The following is a 22,965-nucleotide window of genomic DNA, read 5'->3' as shown; positions in this document are numbered from 1 at the left end:
GATGGACAGCGCCTCCCCGCAGAACGGTGGCCGCCGCCCTGACCCCTCCCCGTCCGCGCAGACGCACCGCAGCGGTGCCGACGTCGGGTGGGGGATCACCGGGACCCTGCTGTCCGGGATGATCGTCTGGGGCGGGGCCGGGTGGCTGCTGGACCGGTGGCTGGACACCCGCTTGTTCGTCGTGCTGGGCATGCTCCTCGGACTCGGTCTGGCCATCTACCTGGTGGTCGTCAAGTACGGCAGGGCCGATGACCAGCCCGTGTCCATCAGCTCCACCAGCTACAGCAAGATCAGCTCGACGAGCTACACGACCTACCGCAGGACCCCGGGCGGACGACGGAGCCGGCCACGGGCGCAGCAGATGACGCAGAAGGGACACCGGTGACCTCCAGCGCCTCCGCGCTCGCCAGCGTGCTCGCGGTCGAGAGCGACCCCGGCGGCGGCTTCGTCTCGCCGACCATCGCCGAGTTCTACCCGCCGGCGCTGGCCGAGTTCTCGATCTTCGGGATCGACTTCACGATCACCCGCATCACGGTGATCTCCTGGATCGCCACCGCAGCCATCCTGGCTTTCCTGGTGCTGGCCAGCCGCCGCATGACCGTGGTGCCGCGCAAGTCGCAGTTCCTGCTCGAGGGCAGCTACTCCCTCGTCCGGGACAACATCGCCCGCGACGTCATCGGCCCCAAGTACAAGCCGTTCGTCCCGTTCCTGGGCGCGCTGTTCTTCTTCATCATCGCCAACAACGCGATGAGCATCGTGCCGTTCTTCCAGATCTCGCCGATGAGCAAGTTCGCCTACCCGCTGGTGCTGGCGATCCTGGTCTACATCCTGTACAACGCGGTCGCGATCAAGAACAAGGGGCTGGGGGGCTACCTCAAGGAGGTCGCCGTCCCGCCGGGCGTCCCGATCCCGTTCCTCGTGCTGGTCACGCCGATCGAGCTGCTCCAGGTGTTCATCATCCGGCCGTTCACCCTGGCCGTCCGGCTCTTCGCCAACTTGTTCGCCGGACACATGCTGCTGGTGGTGTTCTCGCTCGGCACGGTGTACCTGCTGGGCAAGATCGGCGAGAACTTCTCGTTCGTGTTCGCGCCGTTCTCCTTCCTCATGGCGCTGTTCATGACCTTCTTCGAGGTGCTGGTGATCGTGCTGCAGGCCTACGTCTTCACCGTGCTCACCGCCACCTACCTCAACGGAGCCGTCGAAGAGGGGCACTGAGCACCTGCTCGGCCCCTGCTTCACCCCCCAGACGCACCACCCCGCCAGCCACCCGGGACCACCCCGGGTGACCGACACAGGAGGAACACCCCGCAATGGACGTTCTCGCCGAGATCTACGGCAGCATCGGCTCGGTCGGCTACGGCCTCGCCGCCATCGGCCCCGGCATCGGTGTGGGCATCGTGTGGGCCGCCTACATCCAGGCGACCGCCCGCCAGCCCGAGTCGGCCGGTCTGACCCGTACCTACGCCTTCCTCGGCGCCGCCCTGTCCGAGGCGCTCGCGCTCATCGGCCTGGTCGTCCCCTTCATCTTCGGCGCCGGCCAGCCCTGATCCCGGCTGACCCGGGCACCGAGACCTTCAGGAGGTGACCTCCGTGCACGTCTTCGCTGCAGAAGGTGAGCAGAACCCGCTTCTGCCCCCCGTCGGCGAGATCATCGTCGGCCTCATCACGTTCGCGATCCTGGCGTTCGTCGTCGTGAAGTTCGTCTTCCCGATGATCGAGAAGACGTTCCAGGAGCGGCGCAGCGCGATCGAGGGCGGCATCGAGCGGGCGGAGGCCGCCCAGGCCGAGGCCAAGGCCGCGCTGGAGCAGTACCGCGCGCAGCTGGCCGAGGCCCGCACCGAGGCCGCGCAGATCCGCGACGCCGCCCGGGCCGAGGGCCAGCAGATCCTCGAGGAGCTGCGCACCCAGGCCCAGGAGGAGTCCGCCCGCATCGTCGCCCGCGGCGAGGAGCAGCTCGCTGCCTCCCGCCAGCAGGTGGTCAACGAGCTGCGCGGGCAGATCGGCTCCATGGCCGTCACCCTCGCCGGTCGCGTGGTCGGGGAGTCCTTGGAGGACGACGCGCGGCGCCGCGGAACCGTCGACCGCTTCCTGGACGAGCTGGACCAGATGTCGGCGTCGACCGCGACCGGCTCGGCCGGTGGCAGCTCGGTGTACTCCCCGCAGGGCGACCGCTGATGCAGGCCGCCAGCCGGGAGGCGCTCGCCGCCTCGCGCGGGCGCCTGGGTCAGCAGACCGGGGCGCCCTCGGGCGCCCGGGCCGACGGCCAGGCCCTGCTGGGTCTGGCCGACGACCTGTTCGCCGTGGCGACCCTGCTCGACGGGCAGGTCTCGCTCCGGCGGGCCCTGGCCGACGCGTCGGTGCGCCCCGACGACCGGGCCGGGCTGGCCGGCCGGCTGCTGGCCGGCAAGGTCGGCGACGGCGCGCTCGACGTCGTGCAGACCGTGGCCCGCCAGCGCTGGTCGCGCCCGCTCGACCTGGTCGAGGCCGCCGAGACCCTGGCCACCGACGCCGCGCTCGACGCGGCGCAGGCCCGGGGCGAGCTCGACGCGGTGGAGGACGAGCTGTTCCGGTTCAGCCGGATCATCGAGGGCGACCCCGCCCTGGCCCGGCTGCTCGGTGACCCGGCCGCCGACCGCGCGGGGAAGACGGCGCTGCTGGACCGGCTGCTGGCCGGGAAGGTCTCGCCGGTCACCGAGCGGCTGGTGCGCAACGCACTGACCAGCCAGCACGTGCACAACGCGGCCAACGCCGTCGAGCGCATCTCGGAGGCCGCCTCCGCCCGGCGTGGCCAGTCGGTCGCCCACGTGACGAGCGCGGTGGAGCTGACCGACGAGCAGCGCCGCCGGCTCACCGGGATCCTCGAGCGGACCTACGGGCGCACCATCGGCCTGCAGGTCCAGGTGGACCCCGGCATCGTCGGGGGCCTGGTCATCCGGGTCGGCGACGAGATCGTCGACGGCAGCATCGCGAACCGGTTGGCAGCAGCCGGTCGCCGCTTCGCCGGCTGAGCCGGCCGGCCGACCCGGTCGGCTGACCCGAACACCCCAGCACCACCCCAGACAGCACCTGAGCAGGGAAGAGGACACCCGGGCCATGGCCGAGCTCACGATCTCCGCGGACGAGATCCGCAGTGCCATCCAGAACTACGTCAGCGAGTACGACACCGACGTCTCCCGCGAGGAGGTCGGCATCGTCACCGAGGCCGGCGACGGCATCGCGCGCGTCGAGGGTCTGCCCTCGGTCATGACCAACGAGCTCCTGGAGTTCGAGGGCGGCGTGCGCGGCCTGGCGCTGAACCTCGACGTGCGCGAGGTCGGTGTCGTGGTCATGGGTGACTTCGCCGCCATCGAGGAGGGCCAGACGGTCCGCCGCACCGGCCAGGTGCTCTCGGTGCCGGTCGGCGACGGCTTCCTCGGCCGGGTGGTGGACCCGCTGGGTGCCCCCATCGACGGCGGTGGCGACATCGAGACCACCGAGCGCCGCGCCCTGGAGCTGCAGGCGCCCTCGGTCGTCCAGCGCCAGTCGGTCGGCGAGCCGCTGGCCACCGGGATCAAGGCCATCGACGCCATGACCCCGATCGGCCGCGGCCAGCGCCAGCTCATCATCGGCGACCGCCAGACCGGCAAGACCGCGATCGCGATCGACACGATCATCAACCAGAAGGCCGCCTGGGCCACCGGTGACCCGCAGCAGCAGGTGCGCTGCATCTATGTCGCCGTCGGCCAGAAGGGCTCCACCATCGCCGGCGTCAAGGCCGCGCTGGAGGACGCCGGGGCGATGGAGTACACCACCATCGTCGCCGCCCCCGCGTCGGACTCGGCCGGCTACAAGTACATCGCCCCCTACACCGGCTCGGCCATCGGCCAGCACTGGATGTACGAGGGCAAGCACGTCCTGATCGTGTTCGACGACCTCTCCAAGCAGGCCGAGGCCTACCGTGCGGTCTCCCTGCTGCTGCGCCGCCCGCCGGGCCGCGAGGCCTACCCCGGTGACGTCTTCTACTTGCACTCCCGCCTGCTCGAGCGCTGCGCGAAGCTGTCCGACGAGCTCGGCGCCGGGTCCCAGACGGGCCTGCCGATCATCGAGACCAAGGGCAACGACGTGTCGGCCTACATCCCGACCAACGTCATCTCGATCACCGACGGCCAGATCTTCCTCGAGTCGAACCTGTTCAACTCCGGGGTGCGTCCGGCCATCAACGTCGGCATCTCGGTGTCCCGCGTCGGTGGCTCGGCCCAGACGAAGGCGATGAAGGCGGTCGCCGGCCGCCTGCGCCTGGACCTGGCCCAGTTCCGCGAGCTGGAGGCCTTCGCCTCCTTCTCCTCGGACCTGGACGCCTCGTCGCGCGCCACCCTCGAGCGCGGGCAGCGCCTGGTCGAGCTGCTCAAGCAGGGCCAGTACGCGCCGTTCTCCCTGGAGCGCGAAGTCGTGTCCCTGTGGCTGGGCACCCGGGGCAAGCTCGACGTCGTCCCGGTCGCCGACGTGCGCCGCTTCGAGGGCGAGTTCCTGGACTACCTGTCCCGCGGTGACTCGGGCGCGCTCGAGGACATCCGCACCTCGCTCAAGCTCGAGGACGACACGGTGGCCAAGCTCGAGAAGGCCGTCGACGCCTTCTACGGCCAGTTCACCACCGGCGACGGCGAGTCGCTGAAGGTGAACGAGCCCGAGGTCGAGGCCATGGACGCGTCCGAGCGCGGCCAGGAGCGCGTCCAGGTCAAGAAGAAGGCCTGAGATGGCCGCATCGCTCCGCGAACTGCGGCGCCGCATCCGCTCCACCCGGTCGACGAAGAAGATCTTCTCGGCCCAGGAGCTGATCGCCGGTGCACGCATCGTGCGCGCCCAGAACCGGGTCGAGGCCTCCAAGCCCTACGCCCGCGAGATCACCAAGGTGCTCTCGGCCCTGGCGTCCTCGGCGAGCCTGGACCACCCGCTGCTCACCGAGCGCGAGAAGCCCGGTCGGGTAGCGGTCCTGGTCATCACCTCCGACCGCGGCTTCGCCGGTTCCTACAACGTCAACGTGCTGCGGCGCACCGAGGAGCTGCTCGCCCTGCTCCGCAGCGAGGGCAAGGACCCGGTCGTCTACGTCGTCGGCCGCAAGGGCGAGACGTACTACCGGTTCCGCGACCGCCCGGTCGAGCAGACCTGGACCGGCTTCTCCGAGCAGCCCGCCTACTCCGACGCGCAGGCGGTCGGCAGCACCCTGATCGACGCCTTCACCGCCGGTGAGGACGACGACCGGGGCAACGCCGACGGCGTCGAGGGGGTCGACGAGCTGCACATCGTCTACACCGAGTTCCGCTCCCTGCTCTCCCAGGTGCCCGTCGCCAAGCGGATGGCACCGCTGGAGGTCGAGGAGGTGGAGGAGTTCGAGCACGAGCGCGACGAGGCGGCCGCGGGCCAGAAGTCCTCGGACGTCCCGACCTCGTACGAGTTCGAGCCCTCCGCCGAGTCGCTGCTCGACGCGCTGCTGCCGAAGTACATCAGCACCCGCATCTACGCCGCGATGCTCGAGTCGGCCGCCTCGGAGTCGGCGTCCCGTCGCCGGGCCATGAAGTCGGCCTCGGACAACGCCGAGGAGCTGGCGAAGAACCTGTCTCGGCAGGCCAACGCCGCCCGCCAGGCGGGCATCACCCAGGAGATCAGCGAGATCGTCGGCGGCGCCGCCGCCCTCGTGTCCAGCGGCTCGGACATCTGAACCGTGCACTCGTCCCACACCAGCCAGGAGAACCAGCGATGACCCTCACCGAGGACCGTCCGAGCACGAGCGAGACCACCGGCTCCGGCCGCGTCGTCCGGGTCACCGGCCCGGTCGTGGACGTCGAGTTCCCCCGTGACTCGATGCCCGAGCTGTTCAACGCCCTCCACGTCGACGTCACCCTCGCCGACCTGGGCAAGACCCTGACCCTCGAGGTCGCCCAGCACCTCGGCGACAACGTGGTCCGCACCATCTCGATGCAGCCCACCGACGGCCTGGTCCGCGGTGCCGAGGTCCGCGACACCGGCTCGGCCATCTCGGTGCCGGTCGGCGACCAGGTGACCGGGCACGTCTTCAACGCCCTCGGCGAGTGCCTCGACGAGCCGGGCCACGGCGACGGCGGTGAGCGGTGGACCATCCACCGCAAGGCGCCGAAGTTCGACCAGCTCGAGGGCCGCACCGAGATGCTGGAGACCGGCATCAAGGTCATCGACCTGCTGACCCCCTACATCAAGGGCGGGAAGATCGGTCTGTTCGGCGGTGCCGGCGTCGGCAAGACGGTCCTCATCCAGGAGATGATCCGTCGCGTCGCGCAGGAGTTCGGTGGCGTGTCGGTGTTCGCCGGCGTCGGCGAGCGCACCCGTGAGGGCAACGACCTCATCACCGAGATGACCGAGTCCGGCGTCATCAACTCGACCGCGCTGGTGTTCGGCCAGATGGACGAGCCGCCGGGCACCCGCCTGCGCGTCGCCCTGTCGGCGCTGACGATGGCGGAGTACTTCCGCGACGAGAAGGACCAGGACGTCCTCCTCTTCATCGACAACATCTTCCGGTTCACCCAGGCCGGGTCCGAGGTCTCCACGCTGCTGGGCCGCATGCCCTCCGCCGTGGGGTACCAGCCGACCCTGGCCGACGAGATGGGCGAGCTGCAGGAGCGGATCACCTCGACCCGGGGTCGGTCCATCACCTCGCTGCAGGCCATCTACGTGCCTGCCGACGACATCACCGACCCGGCGCCGCACACCACGTTCGCCCACCTGGACGCCACGACGAACCTGTCGCGGCCCATCTCGGAGAAGGGCATCTACCCAGCCGTGGACCCGCTGGACTCCACCAGCCGGATCCTCGACGCGCAGTACGTGGGCCAGGAGCACTACGACATCGCGTCGGAGGTCAAGCGGATCCTGCAGCGCTACCAGGAGCTGCAGGACATCATCGCCATCCTCGGCATCGACGAGCTCGGTGAGGAGGACAAGGTCACGGTGAACCGGGCCCGTCGCATCGAGCGCTTCCTGTCCCAGAACATGTTCGTGGCCGAGGCCTTCACCGGTCAGCCCGGCTCGTTCGTGCCGCTGGCCGAGACCCTGCAGGCGTTCAAGGCCCTGACCGAGGGCGAGTACGACCACGTCCCCGAGCAGGCCTTCTTCATGTGCGGTGGGCTCGAGGACCTCGAGGCGAACGCGGCCAAGCTCAAGCGCTGACGCCCCACCCCGCACGGCCCGACGGCCGGTCATCCCCCCGGGGTGGCCGGCCGTCGGCGTGCTCAGGGGTGAGGTGCGGGGTCCTGCGCCGGGACGGTGGGAGGGCCGCCGTCCCCGCGCTGCGGGCCCGCGCCGGCCCCGGCTAGCATCGAGCACGGCCGGCGCCGCGGCGTTGCGCACCGACCGTCCCCCGATGCCCACCACCCGTCGACCACCCACCCGATCGGGTGGTCCCGGCTGCGCCGACGGCGTGCCGGCCGGGTCCGGGCCGAAGATCACCGCAGGAGCACCGCGCCGCGACGGTGCACGGCAGGAGAAGCAGCGTGGACGACAGCCCGCAGACCGGACCCGCTCCGGTGCTCGGCGCCGAGCCGGTGCTGACCCCCGACGGCCGGCCGACCGACGACCACCCGTCCGGGCCGGTGCCCGCCGTCGGCACCGGGGACGAGCTGGACTGGTGCTGGCCGCCCTACGCGCCGCCGCCGCCGGCCGACGTCCCGCGCTTCGACATGGACGACTGGGCGCCCAGCTCGGTCGTGCGCCGGCCGCTGCTGCGGCTGGGCCGCTGGACCCTGCTCTACCGCCGTCCCTGACCGGAGGGCGGGCGGGCCCGGCGAACCCGGGCCGGTACCATCGGGGGAACCGTCGCCACCGGGCGGCGACCGTGACTCGAGGAGTGTCGTGGCGACCCTGCAGGTCGAGCTCGTGGCCGTGGAGCGCAAGATCTGGTCCGGTGAGGCCACGATGGTCGTCGCCCGCACGACCGAGGGCGAGCTGGGCATCCTGCCCGGGCACGCCCCTCTGCTCGGCGAGCTCGCCCCCGGCGGCGTCGTGACCATCCGCGTCGCCGACGGCGAGGACCTCGTCGTCGCCGCCCACGGCGGGTTCCTCTCGGTGACCGAGCGCGGGGTGTCGATCCTGGCCGAGACCGCCGAGATCTCGACCGAGATCGACGTCGAGCGCGCGCGTGAGTCGCTCCGCCGCGCCGAGGCCGGCGCCGACGACGACGAGGAGTCGTTGGCCGCAGCTCGCCGCGCCCAGTCACGGCTGCGCGCCGCCGGCCAGGCCGCCTGAGCCAGCAAGCACCGGCGAGGCGGGTACCGGGAGCGTGGCGATGACCACCGTGGTCCTGGTGCTCGTCGTCGTCCTGGTCGTCGCGCTGGTGGCCACCTTCCTGCTGCGCCGGCGCTTCCTGCTGTCCGGTCTGGGCGCGGTCACCATGTGGCTGCGCCCGGTCGGCGCGGCCCGGTGGTCGGTGGGTGTGGCCTGGTACGCGGGGGACCAGCTGCTCTGGTACCCGGCGCTGTCGTTGTCGGTGCGCCCCACGCAGCGGTTGTGCCGCGGCGGGTTCCACGTCGAGGGCCGCCGTCGGCCCACCATCGAGGACGGCGCCGTGCCGGCCGACAGCCAGGTGCTGATCTGCCGCACCGGCGCCGGCCCGCAGGAGCTGGCCATGGACCCCTCGACGGTGACCGGTTTCCTGTCCTGGATCGAGTCGGCCCCGCCCGTGGGTCGCTGACGGGCGACCCCCCTCAGCGGGGCCGGCAGGTCAGTCGGACTTCTCCATCTCCGCGCGCTGGGCGTGCGCGCCGCTGTGCGCGCCGGGTTCCCACAGCACGTCACCCTCCGGGTTGGCCTCGCGGGACAGGATGAACAGCAGGTCCGAGAGCCGGTTGAGGTACTTGGCCGTCTCCTCGTTCGTGCGCTCGGCATCGGCCTCCAGCAGCGCCCAGACCCGGCGCTCGGCCCGCCGCGCCACGGTGCGCGCCTGGTGCAGCAGCGCGGCCAGCGGGGTGCCGCCGGGCAGGATGAACGACGTCAGCTTCGGCAGCTGCGCGTTGTGCTCGTCGCAGGCCGTCTCCAGCCGCTCGGTGTAGGCGGCGGTGACCCGCAGCGGTGGGAACTCCGGGTCCGGGGTGATCGGGTTGCACAGGTCGGCCCCGATGTCGAACAGGTCGTTCTGCACGCTGCGCAGCAGGTCGAGCAGCTCGGGGGACGGCGAGCCGAGTGCCAGCGCGACCCCGATGACCGAGTTGGTCTCGTCGACGTCGGCGTAGGCGGCCAGCCGCACGTCGGTCTTGGCCACCCGGCTCATGTCGCCCAGGTGGGTCTGCCCGGCGTCGCCGGTCTTGGTGTAGATGCGCGTGAGGCGGACCGTCATGGGGCGAAGCCTAGGCAGCCGGGCGGCACTACGGTTGGGCAGTGGACTGCTTCGAGGTGACCGGTGGGACGTCGCTGCGCGGACGGGTGCGGGTGACCGGCGCCAAGAACAGCGCGCTCAAGCTCATGGCCGCTGCGCTGCTGGCCAGTGGGCGCACCACGATCGAGGAGGTCCCCGACATCCTCGACGTGGCCATCATGAGCGAGGTGCTGCGCCGGCTGGGGTGCGGCGTGGAGTTCCAGCGCTACACCGACGGGCGCGGCGGCGGGGGTGGCCGGGTGGTCGTCGACGTCCCCGGGACGCCGTCCAGCGAGACCGACTACGACCTCGTGCGCCGCATGCGCGCCTCGATCAGCGTGCTGGGCCCGCTGGTGGCCCGGTGCGGGCAGGCCAAGGTCGCCCTCCCCGGGGGGGACGCCATCGGCTCGCGCGGGCTGGACATGCACGTCGCCGGGCTCGAGCGGCTGGGCGCCACCGTGCGCAGCGAGCACGGGTTCCTGATCGCCACCGCCCCCCGGTTGGTCGGCACCTCGATCTGGCTGGACTTCCCGTCGGTGGGCGCCACCGAGAACCTGGTGATGGCCGCGGTGCTCGCCGAGGGCACCACCGTGGTCGACAACGCCGCCCGCGAGCCCGAGATCGTCGACATCTGCACGATGCTCACCGAGATGGGCGCCCGGATCAGCGGCGCCGGGTCCTCCACCATCACCGTCGAGGGGGTCACCGAGCTGCACCCGGTCACCCACACGACGGTGCCCGACCGCATCGTCGCCGGCACCTGGGCGATCGGTGCGGTCATGACCCGCGGCGACGTCGTGGTCGAGCGGGCGGCGCCGGAGCACCTGGCGGTCGCCCTGGACAAGCTGCGGACGGCGGGGGCGACCGTCGAGCAGGTCGAGGGCGGGGTGCGGGTGGCCATGACCGAGCGGCCCACCGGCGTCGACGTCGTCACCCTGCCCTTCCCCGGGTTCCCGACCGACCTGCAGCCGATGGCCGTGGCCCTGGCGGCGGTCTCGACCGGTACGGCCCTCATCACCGAGAACGTGTTCGAGGGCCGGTTCATGTTCGTCAACGAGCTGGTGCGGCTGGGTGCCGACGTCCGGATCGACGGGCACCACGCCGTCGTCCGCGGCCGCGAGCGGCTCTCCAGCGCGCCGGTGCTGGCCACCGACATCCGGGCCGGGGCCGGGCTGGTGCTGGCCGGGCTGTGCTCCGACGGCGTCACGGAGGTGGCCGACGTGCACCACGTCGACCGCGGCTACCCCGACTTCGTGGAGCAGCTGCGCGGGTTGGGCGCGACGATCGAGCGCACGACCCGCGACCGCGACTGACGAAGGACCCCCGTGGCGGACTGCGGTTCAGGCCTGGAAGGTGCCGGCGAGGCTGCGGGCACGGTCGGCGTCCTCGGGGAACACCAGGACGTCGGCCCGGTGCGGCGCCGGGAAGCGCACCGTGGACCGGATTCCGGCGTCGGACAGCACCGCGCGCAGCGCCAACGCGGAGTCCTTGCGGGTGAGGGTGGCCACCCGGGTCAGCAGGCCGTCCTCCGCCGCGGGGCGCTGGGTGGCCTTCGGGGTGGACGACGCGAAGGCCCAGCGCAGGAAGAGGGCCAGGACCGCGAGCATGCCCATGGCGATGGCCGGACCCACGGCGTAGTGCAGGCTGCCAGCGTCGATGGGCACGGGGCGCTCCTCGGGGTGTGCGGACTGCAACCGAGTGTGCCACCGCGTGAGGCGTTCGACACTGTGCCTACTGGCCAGTAGCCCTACACTCCCCGGACATGCCGTTCCCTTCAGCGCCGAAGGACCGGGACCGTCCGTGGGTGATGCGCACCTACGCCGGCCACTCCTCCCCGGCCGAGTCCAACGCCCTGTACCGCCGCAACCTGGCGAAGGGCCAGACCGGCCTGTCGGTGGCCTTCGACCTGCCCACCCAGACCGGCTACGACCCCGACGACGAGCTGGCCACCGGGGAGGTGGGCAAGGTCGGCGTGCCGGTCAGCCACATCGGTGACATGCGCGCGCTGTTCGACGGCATCCCGCTCGACGCGATGAACACGTCGATGACCATCAACGCCACGGCCATGTGGTTGCTGGCGCTCTACCAGGCCGTCGCCGAGGAGCACGGCCACGACGTGGCGAAGCTCGCCGGCACCACGCAGAACGACATCGTCAAGGAGTACCTGTCGCGGGGCACCTACGTGTTCCCGCCGGCACCGAGCATGCGGCTGATCACCGACATGGTCGCCTACACGGTGACGACGATGCCGAAGTGGAACCCGATCAACATCTGCAGCTACCACCTGCAGGAGGCCGGGGCCACGCCGGTGCAGGAGATCGCCTACGCGATGAGCACCGCGATCGCCGTCCTGGACTCGGTGCGCGACTCCGGGCAGGTGCCGCAGGAGCGCTTCGGCGAGGTCGTGGCCCGCATGTCGTTCTTCGTGAACGCGGGCGTGCGGTTCGTGGAGGAGATGTGCAAGATGCGCGCCTTCACCCAGCTGTGGGACGAGCTGACCCGCGAGCGCTACGGCGTGGCCGACCCCAAGCACCGGCGCTTCCGCTACGGCGTGCAGGTCAACTCGCTGGGCCTCACCGAGGCGCAGCCGGAGAACAACGTGCAGCGCATCGTGCTCGAGATGCTGGCGGTCACCCTGTCCAAGGACGCCCGCGCCCGCGCGGTGCAGCTGCCGGCCTGGAACGAGGCCCTCGGCCTGCCGCGGCCGTGGGACCAGCAGTGGTCGTTGCGGCTGCAGCAGGTGCTGGCCTACGAGACCGACCTGCTGGAGTACGACGACCTGTTCGCCGGGTCCACGGTGGTCGAGGCCAAGGTCGCCGAGCTGCTCGAGGGCGCCCGCGCCGAGATGGACCGGGTCGCCGAGATGGGCGGTGCGGTGGCCGCGGTGGAGTCGGGCTACATGAAGGGCCAGCTGGTGGCCTCGCTGGCCGAGCGCCGGCGCCGGATGGAGAGCGGCGAGGACGTCGTCGTCGGCGTCAACAAGTTCGACTCCACCGAGCCCAACCCGCTCACGGCCGACCTCGACACCGCCATCCAGACCGTCGACCCCGCGGTCGAGTCCGCGGCGCAGGACGCCGTGCGGGCCTGGCGGGCCGACCGCGACGACGCCGCCGTGGCGCAGGCGCTGGAGGAGCTCAAGCGGGTCGCGGCCACCGACGAGAACCTCATGGCCGCGACGCTGTCCTGCGCCCGGGCGAAGGTCACGACGGGGGAGTGGGCCGGGGCGCTGCGCGAGGTGTTCGGCGAGTTCCGTGCCCCCACCGGCGTCTCGTCGGCCACCACCGGTGAGGCCGACGGCTCGCTCACCGAGGTCCGCGAGCGCGTGCGGGCCACCGGTGACGAGCTGGGTGGGCGGCTGCGCCTGCTGGTCGGCAAGCCCGGCCTGGACGGGCACTCCAACGGTGCCGAGCAGATCGCCGTCCGGGCCCGCGACGCCGGCTTCGAGGTCGTCTACCAGGGCATCCGGCTCACCCCGGCCCAGATCGTGTCGGCCGCCGTCGAGGAGGACGTGCACGTCGTCGGGCTGTCGGTGCTGTCGGGCTCGCACCTGCAGGTGGTGCCGGCGGTGCTGCAGGGCCTCAAGGACGCCGGGCTGGACGACGTCCCGGTGGTGGTGGGCGGCATCGTGCCCGACGGCGACGCGCGGCGGCTGCGCGAGCAGGGCGTGGCCCGCGTCTTCACCCCGAAGGACTTCGGGATGACCGACATCATGGGCCAGATCGTCGACGTCGTCCGCGAGGCCAACGCGCTCTGACTCACCTGGTCCAGGGGCCGAAGCGGACTCCGACGCCGGGGGACCACAGCACGCTGTCCGGTTCCCCGGTGACCGGGACGCCGGCCGCAGCCGTGAGGTCCTCGGACAGCTCGACCAGCGCCGCCCGGTGCAGCGGCCACTCGGGGTGCTCGTTCGGCCAGTAGGCGGTGCGGCCGAGGAACCCGCGGTGCAGCCCCCACCGCGCGGTCAGGAACCGCTCCAGCGGTGCGGGGTCGGCGATGGGCTCACCCAGCCGGACGGCGATGCGGCTGTGCGCGCCGCGGGGGCCGGGCCAGCGCCGCCGCGAGGTGTAGGTGATCCGGTCGCCGTCCTTGTCGACGGCCATCTTCGCGAAGGTGTACGGCAGCCGGGCCACCCAGCGCGCCGCCAGCACGGGCAGCAACCGGTCGGCCTCCAGCGAGGAGAACACCACGCCCCTGCGTCCCTGCTCGTCGACGGAGTACAGCCGCACGTTGGTCTCGGCGAACGAGCCCAGGTAGGGCAAGCCGGGCAGGCCGAGGAACCCGATGCGCCGCATGCGGAACGGGATGAGCCCGACGTAGCTGGCGCCGTCCAGGGTGTCGGGCCGGGTGCCCGGCGGCAGGTGCGGGGCGACCAGGGCCGGGTCCACCGCCCAGTGCAGGAAGGCGAGGTCGGCCCAGCCCTGGGTGAAGACGGTGCGGCCGATCGGGCGCGGCGCGGTCGGGGTCACCGGTTCCGGGGGCACGGGGCGTGCATGCCCGGCCGTGCGGCACTCGACACGGTGACGCGCGCGTGGTGGGGTCGGCCCATGGCTGAACTCGCGGCACCCCGGGTCGAGCGGCACGACGACGTGGTCACCCTCACGATGTGCCGGCCCTCGCGGCGCAACGCGCTGTCGCGCGAGCACCTGACCCAGCTGCTGGCCGCCGTGCGGGAGGTCGGGGACACCGACGCCACCGCCCTCGTCGTCGCGGCGGAGGGGCCCGTCTTCAGCGCGGGGCACGACTTCGCCGACGTGAGCGGCGCGCCGCTGGCCGACGTCCGGTCGCTGCTGGCGCTGTGCACCGAGTTCATGCAGACCCTGCACGAGGTGCCGCAGGTCGTCGTCGCCCGAGTACACGCCCTCGCCACCGCGGCCGGCGCCCAGCTGGTGGCCTCCTGCGACCTGGCGGTGGCCGCAGGATCGGCCGGGTTCGCCGCGCCGGGCGGCAAGGGTGGCTGGTTCTGCCACACCCCGATGGTCCCGATCGCGCGCAACGTGGGCCGCAAGCGGGCGATGGAGCTGGCGCTGACCGGCGACGTCATCGACGCCCGCACGGCGCTGGACTGGGGGCTGGTCAACCGGGTGGTGCCCGACGGGGAGCTCGACGCCGCCGTGGCCGACCTGGTGCACCGGGCCACCCGGGGGTCGCGGGCGTCCAAGGCGTGGGGCAAGCGGGCGATGTACGCCCAGCTCGACCGTCCCGAGGCCGACGCCTACCTGCAGGCGGTCGAGACGATGGCCGCGGCCTCCCAGCTCGAGGGTGCCCGCGAGGGCATGGCGGCGTTCCTGGGCAAGCGCCCGGCGGTCTGGACCGACTGACACGGAACTAGCTATTGTGGCTAGATGCAGACGGCGAACGTCCACCAGGCGAAGACCCAGCTGTCGAAGCTGCTGGACGCCGCCGAACGGGGCGAAGAGGTCGTGATCACACGGCGCGGATCGGGTGTCACGCGGTTCCGTCTCGTCCCCGAGGTCGACCGGCCGAGGTCGCTCCTGGGCGCGATGGCGGGGGAGATCGTGTTCGCCGACGACTACGACGAGGCGGACGCAGAGGTGCTCGCCATGTTCGAGGAGTCGATCAACCGCCCCGACGAGACCTGACGGTGGCCTTCCTGCTCGACACCAGTGCGCTGCTCTGGGTGCTCGGCGACGACCCTCGTCTGGGGCCCAGGACCCGGTCGGCGATGGTCGACGGCGCCGACTCCGTCGTGTCGGTGGTCTCGTCGTGGGAGATCGTCATCAAGAGCACGGTCGGCAAGCTCCGTCCGGTGCCGCGGCTCCCCGCGGTCCTCGAGGAGCGGGGGATCCGGCGACTGGCGATCGAGGACCGACACCTGCTCGCACTGGCTGAGCTGCCGCTGGTCCACCGGGACCCGTTCGACCGCCTGCTCCTCGCGCAGGCGCAGGTGGAGGGGTTGACCGTCATCACGTCCGATGCGGTGTTCGCGCAGTACGACGTCCCGGTGCTCGACGCCCGCAGCTGAGTGACCCAGCCGACGGCGGCGTCCGGGAACATGTGCCGGCCGGCGGGGTTGGCTCCTCTGTGCGCATGCTGTGGCTGACGAGGAGGCGGGTCGTCGACTTCGGTCGGGCGACCACCGGGGCTTGACGGCGTCCCCGCTCCGTCGTCCTCCCCCTCCTCGAAAGGCCTCCCTCGTGCTCTCCCGCCTCCGCCGCGTGCCCTTCGCGGCCCAGGTGCTGATCGCCCTCGTGCTGGGCGTGGCCCTCGGGCTCGTCGCCCGGGCCATCGGCACCGTCCCCGGCAGCTACGTCGACGGCGACCTCGTCGCCGGCACCGACCAGAACTGGCTGACCTCGACCCTGGACACCATCGGCTCGACGTTCGTCTCGCTGCTGCGGGTCATCGTCATCCCGCTGATCGTCACCGCGATCATCGTCAGCATCGCCAACCTCAAGCAGGTCGGGAACGCCGCGCGGCTGGCCGGCCAGACCCTGCTGTGGTTCGCCATCACCGCGCTCGTCGCGGTGTCGATCGGGATCGGCCTGGGCCTGCTCACCCAGCCAGGCCGCAACAGCTCGGTCGCGGCGTCCGCGGCGGACTACGACGGCGGCGGTGGTTCGTGGTGGGACTTCCTCACCGGCCTGGTGCCCGGCAACATCCTCGGGCTCGAGGGCTCGACCGACGGCTCGCTGTCGTTCAACGTGCTGCAGCTGATCGTCGTGTCGGTCGCGGTCGGCATCGCCGCGCTCAAGGTGGGTGAGGCCGCGGAGCCGTTCCTGACCGTCACGCGCTCGGCGCTGGCGATCGTGCAGAAGGTGCTGTGGTGGGTCATCCTTCTGTCGCCGCTGGGCACGCTGGGCCTCATCGGGCACGCGGTCGCGGCCTACGGCTGGGAGTCCCTGGGCTCCCTCGGAGTCTTCGTCGCCGCGGTCTACGGCGGTCTCGTGCTGGTGCTCGGCGTCGTCTACCCGGTGCTGCTGAAGCTGCACGGCCTCTCGCCCCGCCGGTTCTACGCCGGTGCCTGGCCGGCCATCCAGCTCGGCTTCGTGTCTCGCTCCTCGATCGGCACGCTGCCGGTGACCGAACGGGTGACCGAGGCGAACCTGGGCGTGCCGCGCTCGTACGCCTCCTTCGCCGTCCCGCTGGGGGCGACGACGAAGATGGACGGCTGCGCGGCGATCTACCCGGCGCTGGCGGCGATCTTCGTGGCGCAGTTCTTCGGCGTCGACCTCTCGATCACCGACTACCTGCTCATCGCGCTCGTCTCGGTGGTCGGCTCGGCCGCGACGGCCGGCGTCACCGGTGCGGTGGTCATGCTGACGCTGACCCTCTCCACGCTGGGTCTGCCGCTGGCCGGGGTCGGCCTGCTGCTGGCCGTCGACCCGATCCTCGACATGGGTCGGACGGCGACCAACGTCGCCGGCCAGGCGCTGGTGCCCACCATCGTGGCCAACCGCGAGGGCATCCTCGACCGGGAGCGCTACGACTCGACCACCACGGTCGACCCGATCCGGTCGCTGGGCGAGACCCGCGACCCCGAGCGCGTCTGACACCAGATCACGCCTCTTCCGCCACCAGCGTGCATCCTTTCGCCACCGAGGGCTGTGTCGAAGGATGCACCCTCGTCGGCGGAGCTGATCCACGCCGAGCTGTGAACGGGGCGGATCAGTCGGCCAACGCCTCGAGCACTTGGTCGGCGTACCAGATCACCGGGTGCCCTTGCCCTGGGTGCGTGAGCGGAGGATGCCCGCCTCGGCCAGCTGTTCGAGCAGGTAGGTGGCGCCCTGGATGCTGACGTCGAGCTTGGTCGCGACCTGCCGGGTCTGCATGACCGGGCTGGACAGCATCAGGTCGACCACCTCGACGGCTCTGCTGTGGGTGCCGCGCAGTGCCACGCGGTAGTTCTCGCGGAGGTCGAGCATGCGCTCGGCCTCGTCGTGCGCCTGCTTCTCCCCGTCGTCGAGAGCCGGCATCAGGTCGTCCACGGTCGGTGGTGCGAACACCGCGGTGCTCGGTGTGCCGTCCACGGTGCCGATCCAGTTCTGGCTGCGGCAGAACACGCCGGGGGTCTTCTCCTGACCGCGCACCCCGGCCATGAGCACGCCGTGCATCTCCCGCATCAACCGGTTGTCGAGCGGGAGTGCCTGCAGCCGTGACAGGCCGTGGTCCATGGCTGCGACGTAGTTCGTGACCTCCCGGACGTCGTCGGTGCGCGGTGCTCCGCTGGCCTCTGCCTCGAACACGTCGGACAGCGACGCTTGCGTGCCCTCGATCCGCGAGCTGGCCAGTGCCTCCCGGCGCAGGGACGGGAGGAGGAGCAGATGCGGTGCAGGGAGGAGGCGCCCTGCACCTGCCAGCCGCCCCATGCTCGCATCGGTTGCGGACAGCGGAATGATGGTCCGTCGGTGGAGTTCCAGGTCACGCCCCGTGGAGTGACCCGCGGCCGGGGAGTCATGTCGGTTCTGTCGGCACCCCCTGCGAGCATGTGGACGTGGACCTGATCGATCGCCACGACGAGATCGTCGAGCTCCGGCGTCGGCATCCGGCGTGGGCTCTGCTGCGTGCCGGCACCGCACCGCTGGTGCTGGTCTTCCTGGGCGCGGTGTTCGTCGAGGAGAACACCCGGTCGGTCTCCCGCTCGGAGCTGATCGGCCGCCTGGAGGAGTTCCTGCAGGGGCTGCGCAGCGAGACCGGCGACGACGGCGCGGTCCGCTATGCCCGCAGCGCCAAGGAGTACCTCGACGACTGGGCGGCACCGGAGACCGGCTGGTTGCGCGCCTACTACCCGCCGGGCGCCGACGAGCAGTCCTACGACGCGACGCCGGCCGTGGAGAAGTCGCTGTCCTGGCTGCGCACGCTGCAGCCGGCGCCTTTCGTGGGCACCGAGTCCCGGCTGAACACGGTCGTCGACCTCCTCCGGCAGATGGCCTTCGGTGCCGAGCTCGACCCCCAGGTCAGGTTGGCCGAGCTGCACCGGCGTCGGACCGAGATCCAGCAGCAGATCGACGACGTCGAGGCAGGTCGGCTCGACGTGCTCGACGACGTCGCCCAGCGTGACCGGTACCAGCAGTTCACCTCGACCGCACGCGAGCTGCTGGCCGACTTCCGGCAGGTCGAGGAGAACTTCCGCGCCCTCGACCGCGGCCTGCGCGAGAAGATCGCCACCTGGGACGGCGGCAAGGGCGAGTTGCTCGACGAGGTGCTGGGCGACCGGCGGGGCATCGCCGACTCCGACCAGGGCCGGTCGTTCCGGGGGTTCTACGACTTCCTGCTGTCGGCGTCCCGGCAGGACGAGTTCACCGACCTGCTGGGCCGTGTGCTCGCGCTGCCGGAGATCGCAGGGTCCGACAGCTGGGCGCGGCACATCCACCACGACTGGCTCGACGCCGCGGGGCGCACCCAGAGCACCGTGCGGCAGCTGTCCGACCAGCTCCGCCGCTTCCTCGACGACCAGGTGTGGTTGGAGAACCGCCGAGTGATGGAGGTGCTGCACGAGATCGAGGTGCACGCCCTCGCCGTCCGTGACCTCGCACCGGGTGCCCGGTCCGCTCCGGTGCCGGGCAGCAGCGTGCCCAGCCCCGAGATCCCGGTGGTGCTGCCGACCGAGCGGCCGCTCTACCGCCCGCGGCGTCGGCTGGCCCTCGACAGCGACGGCATCGCCGCGGCCACCGAGCGCGCGGATCCGGCCGCGCTGTACGAGCAGGTGTACGTCGATGTCGCGCGGTTGCGGGCCGCGGTCGCCGACCGGTTGGCCCGGGAGCCGGTCGCCGCGCTGGCCGACATCGTCGCCGACCACCCCCTCGAGCAGGGCCTCGCCGAGCTGATCGGCTACCTGTCCGTCCAGGAGGGGGTGGCGACGTCGTTCGATCCCGAGCAGGTCGACGCGGTGTCCTGGACCGGCAGCGACGACGTCGACCGCACCGCACAGGTACCCCGGGTGGTCTACACCCGGGTCGTCGAACGATCGAACGGAGGGGCACCCGCATGAGCGCACCCAGGCACTCCGAACTCGACGTGCCCCTGGTGCTCACCTCGCTCCTGCGCGGGGTGGTCGAGCAGGACAGTCACCCGCAGGTGTGGCGGCACCTGCAGGGCGCCGCGCCGCAGGTGCGTGAGCGCGTCGCCGATCTGGGTCTTGATCTCGTGCTCGACGACGTCGAGGGGTACGCGTTCCTGCGCGCGCAACCCGACCAGCAGCTCGCCGAGCTGCGGGCCGGTCGTCCGGCCCTGCCCCGGCTGGTGCGGCGGCATGCCCTGACCTACCCGGTGAGCCTGCTGCTGGCCCTCCTGCGCAAGCGGTTAGCCGAGTTCGACGCCAGCAGCGGCGAGGCCCGGCTCGTGCTCACCCGGGAGCAGGTGGTGGACCTGGTGGCCGTGTTCCTGGCCGGCAGCGGACAGGAGGCGCGGGTCGTCCAGCAGGTCGACAGCGCCCTGGGGAAGGTGGTCGACCTGGGCTTCGTCCGCAAGCTGCCCGGCGCGGACGCGGGGTACGAGGTCCGCCGCATCCTCAAGGCCTTCGTCGACGGCCAGTGGCTGGCGGACTTCGAGGAACGGCTCCGGGCCTACCTGCACGGCCCGGACGGGCCACCGCAGGATGCCCAGCCCGCCGACGACGAGACGACCGGAGGGGAGGGCCGATGACCCTGTTCGGGGCGGCGGACCTCGAGGCGCCGGTTGCCGGCGCATCACGGCAGCGGGTGGGCCATCGGTTGCACCGCTTCGAGCTGTTCAACTGGGGCACCTTCGACGGCCAGGTGTGGTCGTTCGTCCCGGGTGGGGCTGACAGCCTGCTCACCGGGGACATCGGGTCGGGCAAGTCCACCGTGGTCGACGCGCTCACCACGTTGCTCGTGCCCCCGCAGCGCATCGCGTTCAACCGGGCCGCGGGCGGCGAGACCAAGGAGCGTGACCTGCGCTCCTACGTCCTGGGCCACCACAAGTCCGAGCGCAACGAAGCCACCGGTCGCACACTCCCCGTCGGGTTGCGGCGCGGGCCGACCTTCAGCGTGCTGCTGGCCGTGTTCGGCAACGAGGGCCTGGACACCCGCACCAGCCTGGCCGCGGTGTTCTGGTTGGCCGACGGCCAGGAGGGGCAGCCCGACCGGTTCTACGTGACCGCCGAGCGGGAGCTCTCGATCGCATCGGACCTCACCGGATTCGGCGGTGACCCGGCCGCGCTGCGCAAGCGGCTGGTGGCCTCCGGTGCCGCGGTGCACGACAGCTACCGGCCCTACGGCGAGCGGTTCCGGCGGCTGCTCGGCATCCCGTCGCCCCAAGCGCTGGAGCTGTTCGCCCAGACGGTCTCGATGAAGGCGGTCAGCAACCTCACCGAGTTCGTCCGCCACCACATGCTCGAGCCCTTCGACGCCCGCCGCCGCGTCGATCAGCTGGTCGACCACTTCGAGGCGCTGTCCAAGGCCCACGATGCGGTGGTAGCCGCGCGCACCCAGGTGGACCAGCTGGACCCCTTGCTCGGGCAGGCTGCCGTGCACGAGGAGCTGACCAGTCGGATCGCGGCGCTGGCGGCCGAGCGGGCGGCCCTGCCGGCGTTCGTGGCCGCGCGCACCGTGGCCCACCTGCAGGCCGAGGCGGCGGCAGCGGACGAGCGGTTGACCGGGCTGGTCGCCGAACGCGACGTCCTCGACGGCGAGATCCGACGAGCCGGTGACGAACGCGCCGCCGCCGAGTTGCAGATGGAGGGTCACGGCGGTGCCCGGTTGCGGGAGATCGGGCTCGAGATCGAGCACCAGAGCGAGGAGCTACGTCGCCGGCAGGACCGGTCGGCGACCCATGCGGCCGACCTGGAGATCCTCGGGCTTGCCCCGGCCGCGCGGGCCGACGCCTTCGCTGCACGCCGCGCCGAACTCGGCGAGATGGGCACTCGGCTCGCCGACGAGCAGGCACGGCTGCGTGCGGACACCGATGGCCTCGCCGTCGCCTCGGCCCGCCTTGCTGACGACGAGCGATCGCTGAACGCCGACCTCCGGGCAGCCCGCGACCGCCGGGTGAACATCCCGGTGGCCCAGCTCGACCTGCGGTCGCGGCTGCTGCAAGCCACCGGCCTGGCCGAAGCAGAGCTGCCGTTCGCGGGCGAGTTGCTGCAGGTTCGGCCCGAGCACCGGGACTGGGAAGGTGCCGCCGAACGGGTGCTGCGCGGGCTCGGGTTGTCGCTGCTGGTGCCCGACCGCCACTACCGAACGGTGTCGGACTGGATCGAGGGCGAGCACCTGCGCGGACGCTTGGTCTACTACGCGGTGCCGACCCGCGCGGGGTTGGCTCCCGCGCCGCGCAGCAAGCACCCGCTCTCCGACGTGGTGGAGGTCAAGGACGACCCGTTGGCCGGCTGGTTGCGGGCAGAGGTCGCCGTCCGGGCCGATCTGGAGCGGGTCGAGACCATGGCCGACTTCCGCCGCGCCGAGCGCGCCGTCACCCGGGCAGGGCAGCTCAAGGGCGGTCGGAACCGGCACGAGAAGGACGACCGGTTCCGGATCGACGACCGCCGCAACTTCGTGCTCGGCTGGTCGGCCGAGGCTCGCATCGACGCCCTGCTCGACGCCGCCCGCGACCTCGGCCGACAGCGCGAGGAGCTCGCTGCGCGAGGGACCGGGCTCGACGGCGTGGAGAAGCAGGTCCGCGCCCGGGCGGCGGCCCTCGACCGGGCGACGACGGTGCGCGAGTTCGCCGACGTCGACTGGCCGTCGGTCGCCCATCGCATCGACGCCCTCGGGGCCGAGCGCGACCGGCTGACCAGCGCATCGGGGGAGCTGTCCCGGCTCCGCCAGGTGCGGGACGACGCCGCGGCGGTCGAGCTGACCGCACGCACGCAGCGCGACGCCGTGGTCGGGCGCATCGGCTCGACCACGACCGAGCGCGAACGCGCGCTGGTCCAGGCGCGGGAGCGAGGTGTTCTGGCGGCGGAGGTCGACGCCCTGCCGCCGGCGGTGGTCGACGCGCTCGCGACCCGGGTCCCCGGTCGGTCCCCGCGCGGCGTCGCCGCATGGGACGCCTGGGAGAAGACGACCCTGCAGGCCACCACCAGCGAGCACGACGCCGCGGGCACCCGCCGCTCCGGGGTGGAGAACCGGTTGACCGCGCTCATGCGCACCTTCCGGCAGGCCTGGCCGCTGCTCACCCAAGAGCTCGACGACACCGTCGGGTCGATCATCGGGTACCGCGAGCTGCACCAGCGGCTGGCCGCAGACGACCTGCCCCGGTTCGAGGCCGAGTTCCAGGAACTGCTGCGCACCAACGCGATCCGCGACATCGCCGAACTCCGGGCCGAGCTGCGCAAGCAGGAGGAGCTCATCGGCGAGCGGATCGACCGCATCAACGAATCACTGCACGGCATCGACTACAACACCGGACGCTTCATCCGGTTGGAGACCGAACGCACCCCCAACCAGGAGGTGCGCACCTTCCAGGCCGATCTGCTGGCCTGCACCGACGACTCGCTCACGGCTGCCGGCGATCCCGAGGGACTGCTGCACGGATAGGTGACAGTCGGGGTCACGCGGCTTGTGTAGCCGGTGTGGTGATGATGGACTCGAACTCGATGGGGGTCAACCGACCCAGGCCGGCTTGCCTTCGTCGGCGGTGGTAGGTCCGTTCGATCCAGGTGACGATCGCGATACGCAGCTGCTGGCGGGTGC

The 22,965-nt window shown here is 71.9% G+C and carries 24 protein-coding genes and 1 pseudogene; 20 read left to right on the top strand and 5 right to left on the bottom strand.

Annotated elements, in window-relative coordinates; genetic code table 11:
- Position 1: 1 nt before the first annotated feature.
- From TEK04_RS09610 to TEK04_RS09560, 11 genes are all read left to right on the top strand, one after another.
- The gene (locus tag TEK04_RS09610; protein ID WP_336404116.1) at positions 2–385 is read left to right on the top strand and encodes a hypothetical protein; all 384 of its coding nucleotides are present in this window, start codon (positions 2–4) and stop codon (positions 383–385) included.
- Entirely contained in the window at positions 382–1,215 is an 834-nt protein-coding gene (atpB, locus tag TEK04_RS09605) for a F0F1 ATP synthase subunit A (RefSeq protein ID WP_336404115.1), read from the top strand. Before TEK04_RS09610 ends, atpB begins: the two co-directional genes overlap by 4 nt.
- Positions 1,216–1,310: 95 nt before the next feature.
- Positions 1,311–1,547 (top strand): ATP synthase F0 subunit C, encoded by a 237-nt coding sequence (gene atpE, locus TEK04_RS09600; RefSeq protein WP_091065686.1) that lies wholly within the window; start codon positions 1,311–1,313, stop codon positions 1,545–1,547.
- Between the two features lie 43 nt (positions 1,548–1,590).
- A complete protein-coding gene (locus TEK04_RS09595; RefSeq protein ID WP_336404114.1) occupies positions 1,591–2,175 on the top strand; it encodes a F0F1 ATP synthase subunit B in 585 nt (194 codons plus the stop codon).
- A complete protein-coding gene (locus TEK04_RS09590; RefSeq protein WP_336404113.1) occupies positions 2,175–3,008 on the top strand; it encodes a F0F1 ATP synthase subunit delta in 834 nt (277 codons plus the stop codon). Before TEK04_RS09595 ends, TEK04_RS09590 begins: the two co-directional genes overlap by 1 nt.
- Before the next feature lie 85 nt (positions 3,009–3,093).
- On the top strand, positions 3,094–4,731 hold the full coding sequence (gene atpA, locus TEK04_RS09585) for a F0F1 ATP synthase subunit alpha (RefSeq protein WP_336404112.1): 1,638 nt from the start codon (positions 3,094–3,096) through the stop codon (positions 4,729–4,731).
- 1 nt (position 4,732) lies between these two features.
- On the top strand, positions 4,733–5,695 hold the full coding sequence (locus tag TEK04_RS09580; protein WP_336404111.1) for a F0F1 ATP synthase subunit gamma: 963 nt from the start codon (positions 4,733–4,735) through the stop codon (positions 5,693–5,695).
- 38 nt (positions 5,696–5,733) lie between these two features.
- Entirely contained in the window at positions 5,734–7,176 is a 1,443-nt protein-coding gene (atpD, locus tag TEK04_RS09575; RefSeq protein WP_336404110.1) for a F0F1 ATP synthase subunit beta, read from the top strand.
- A 323-nt stretch (positions 7,177–7,499) separates the two neighbouring features.
- Positions 7,500–7,769 (top strand): hypothetical protein, encoded by a 270-nt coding sequence (locus tag TEK04_RS09570; RefSeq protein WP_336404109.1) that lies wholly within the window; start codon positions 7,500–7,502, stop codon positions 7,767–7,769.
- An 88-nt stretch (positions 7,770–7,857) separates the two neighbouring features.
- The gene (locus TEK04_RS09565) at positions 7,858–8,250 is read left to right on the top strand and encodes a F0F1 ATP synthase subunit epsilon (RefSeq protein ID WP_336404108.1); all 393 of its coding nucleotides are present in this window, start codon (positions 7,858–7,860) and stop codon (positions 8,248–8,250) included.
- A gap of 40 nt (positions 8,251–8,290) precedes the next feature.
- Positions 8,291–8,695 carry a DUF2550 domain-containing protein gene (locus TEK04_RS09560; RefSeq protein WP_336404107.1) on the top strand — a complete coding sequence of 135 codons (405 nt, stop codon included), beginning with the start codon at positions 8,291–8,293 and terminating at the stop codon, positions 8,693–8,695.
- A 30-nt stretch (positions 8,696–8,725) separates the two neighbouring features.
- Here TEK04_RS09560 and TEK04_RS09555 read toward each other — a convergent pair whose 3' ends face one another.
- Positions 8,726–9,337, bottom strand: coding sequence for a cob(I)yrinic acid a,c-diamide adenosyltransferase (locus tag TEK04_RS09555; RefSeq protein ID WP_336404106.1), 612 nt, complete (start codon positions 9,335–9,337; stop codon positions 8,726–8,728).
- 41 nt (positions 9,338–9,378) lie between these two features.
- Between TEK04_RS09555 and murA the strand changes: the two genes are divergently transcribed.
- Positions 9,379–10,668 (top strand): UDP-N-acetylglucosamine 1-carboxyvinyltransferase, encoded by a 1,290-nt coding sequence (gene murA / locus TEK04_RS09550; protein WP_336404105.1) that lies wholly within the window; start codon positions 9,379–9,381, stop codon positions 10,666–10,668.
- Between the two features lie 27 nt (positions 10,669–10,695).
- Here the strand turns inward: murA and TEK04_RS09545 are convergent, their stop codons facing one another.
- Positions 10,696–11,019, bottom strand: coding sequence for a hypothetical protein (locus tag TEK04_RS09545; protein WP_336404104.1), 324 nt, complete (start codon positions 11,017–11,019; stop codon positions 10,696–10,698).
- A gap of 98 nt (positions 11,020–11,117) precedes the next feature.
- Here TEK04_RS09545 and TEK04_RS09540 point away from each other — a divergent pair, with 98 nt between their 5' ends.
- Positions 11,118–13,109 carry a methylmalonyl-CoA mutase family protein gene (locus TEK04_RS09540; RefSeq protein WP_336404103.1) on the top strand — a complete coding sequence of 664 codons (1,992 nt, stop codon included), beginning with the start codon at positions 11,118–11,120 and terminating at the stop codon, positions 13,107–13,109.
- A 1-nt stretch (position 13,110) separates the two neighbouring features.
- Here TEK04_RS09540 and TEK04_RS09535 read toward each other — a convergent pair whose 3' ends face one another.
- Positions 13,111–13,836 carry a YqjF family protein gene (locus TEK04_RS09535; RefSeq protein WP_336404102.1) on the bottom strand — a complete coding sequence of 242 codons (726 nt, stop codon included), beginning with the start codon at positions 13,834–13,836 and terminating at the stop codon, positions 13,111–13,113.
- Positions 13,837–13,899: 63 nt separating this feature from the next.
- On the opposite strand from TEK04_RS09535, the gene TEK04_RS09530 reads away from it, so the two are divergent.
- From TEK04_RS09530 to TEK04_RS09515, 4 genes are all read left to right on the top strand, one after another.
- Entirely contained in the window at positions 13,900–14,673 is a 774-nt protein-coding gene (locus TEK04_RS09530) for an enoyl-CoA hydratase-related protein (protein ID WP_336404101.1), read from the top strand.
- A 24-nt stretch (positions 14,674–14,697) separates the two neighbouring features.
- Positions 14,698–14,955: a type II toxin-antitoxin system Phd/YefM family antitoxin gene (locus tag TEK04_RS09525; protein WP_336404100.1), complete on the top strand. Its 258-nt coding sequence runs from the start codon at positions 14,698–14,700 to the stop codon at positions 14,953–14,955.
- Positions 14,956–14,957: 2 nt separating this feature from the next.
- A complete protein-coding gene (locus tag TEK04_RS09520) occupies positions 14,958–15,338 on the top strand; it encodes a type II toxin-antitoxin system VapC family toxin (protein WP_336404099.1) in 381 nt (126 codons plus the stop codon).
- 172 nt (positions 15,339–15,510) lie between these two features.
- On the top strand, positions 15,511–16,866 hold the full coding sequence (locus TEK04_RS09515) for a dicarboxylate/amino acid:cation symporter (protein ID WP_336404098.1): 1,356 nt from the start codon (positions 15,511–15,513) through the stop codon (positions 16,864–16,866).
- Between the two features lie 156 nt (positions 16,867–17,022).
- On the opposite strand, the gene TEK04_RS09510 is transcribed toward TEK04_RS09515, so the two are convergent.
- Complete coding sequence (locus TEK04_RS09510) at positions 17,023–17,892, bottom strand: Fic family protein (protein WP_336404097.1); 870 nt, start codon at positions 17,890–17,892, stop codon at positions 17,023–17,025.
- Here TEK04_RS09510 and TEK04_RS09505 point away from each other — a divergent pair.
- Genes TEK04_RS09505 through TEK04_RS09495 form a run of 3 tightly spaced genes read left to right on the top strand, consistent with a single transcriptional unit; the run spans position 17,808 to position 22,809 of the window.
- On the top strand, positions 17,808–19,304 hold the full coding sequence (locus TEK04_RS09505) for a DUF3375 domain-containing protein (RefSeq protein WP_336404096.1): 1,497 nt from the start codon (positions 17,808–17,810) through the stop codon (positions 19,302–19,304). The two genes, TEK04_RS09510 and TEK04_RS09505, sit on opposite strands and share 85 nt — an antisense overlap.
- Positions 19,301–19,957 carry a DUF4194 domain-containing protein gene (locus TEK04_RS09500; protein WP_336404095.1) on the top strand — a complete coding sequence of 219 codons (657 nt, stop codon included), beginning with the start codon at positions 19,301–19,303 and terminating at the stop codon, positions 19,955–19,957. The genes TEK04_RS09505 and TEK04_RS09500 overlap by 4 nt, the downstream gene beginning before the upstream one ends.
- Positions 19,954–22,809, top strand: coding sequence for an ATP-binding protein (locus TEK04_RS09495; RefSeq protein ID WP_336404094.1), 2,856 nt, complete (start codon positions 19,954–19,956; stop codon positions 22,807–22,809). Before TEK04_RS09500 ends, TEK04_RS09495 begins: the two co-directional genes overlap by 4 nt.
- A gap of 13 nt (positions 22,810–22,822) precedes the next feature.
- Here the strand turns inward: TEK04_RS09495 and TEK04_RS09490 are convergent.
- A pseudogene (locus TEK04_RS09490) lies at positions 22,823–22,965 on the bottom strand (IS3 family transposase); the annotation flags it as partial.

It is taken from the genome of Klenkia sesuvii, assembly GCF_037083825.1.
In the GTDB taxonomy this organism is placed as follows: domain Bacteria; phylum Actinomycetota; class Actinomycetes; order Mycobacteriales; family Geodermatophilaceae; genus Klenkia; species Klenkia sesuvii.
This window is presented reverse-complemented; position numbering and strand designations above follow the sequence as displayed.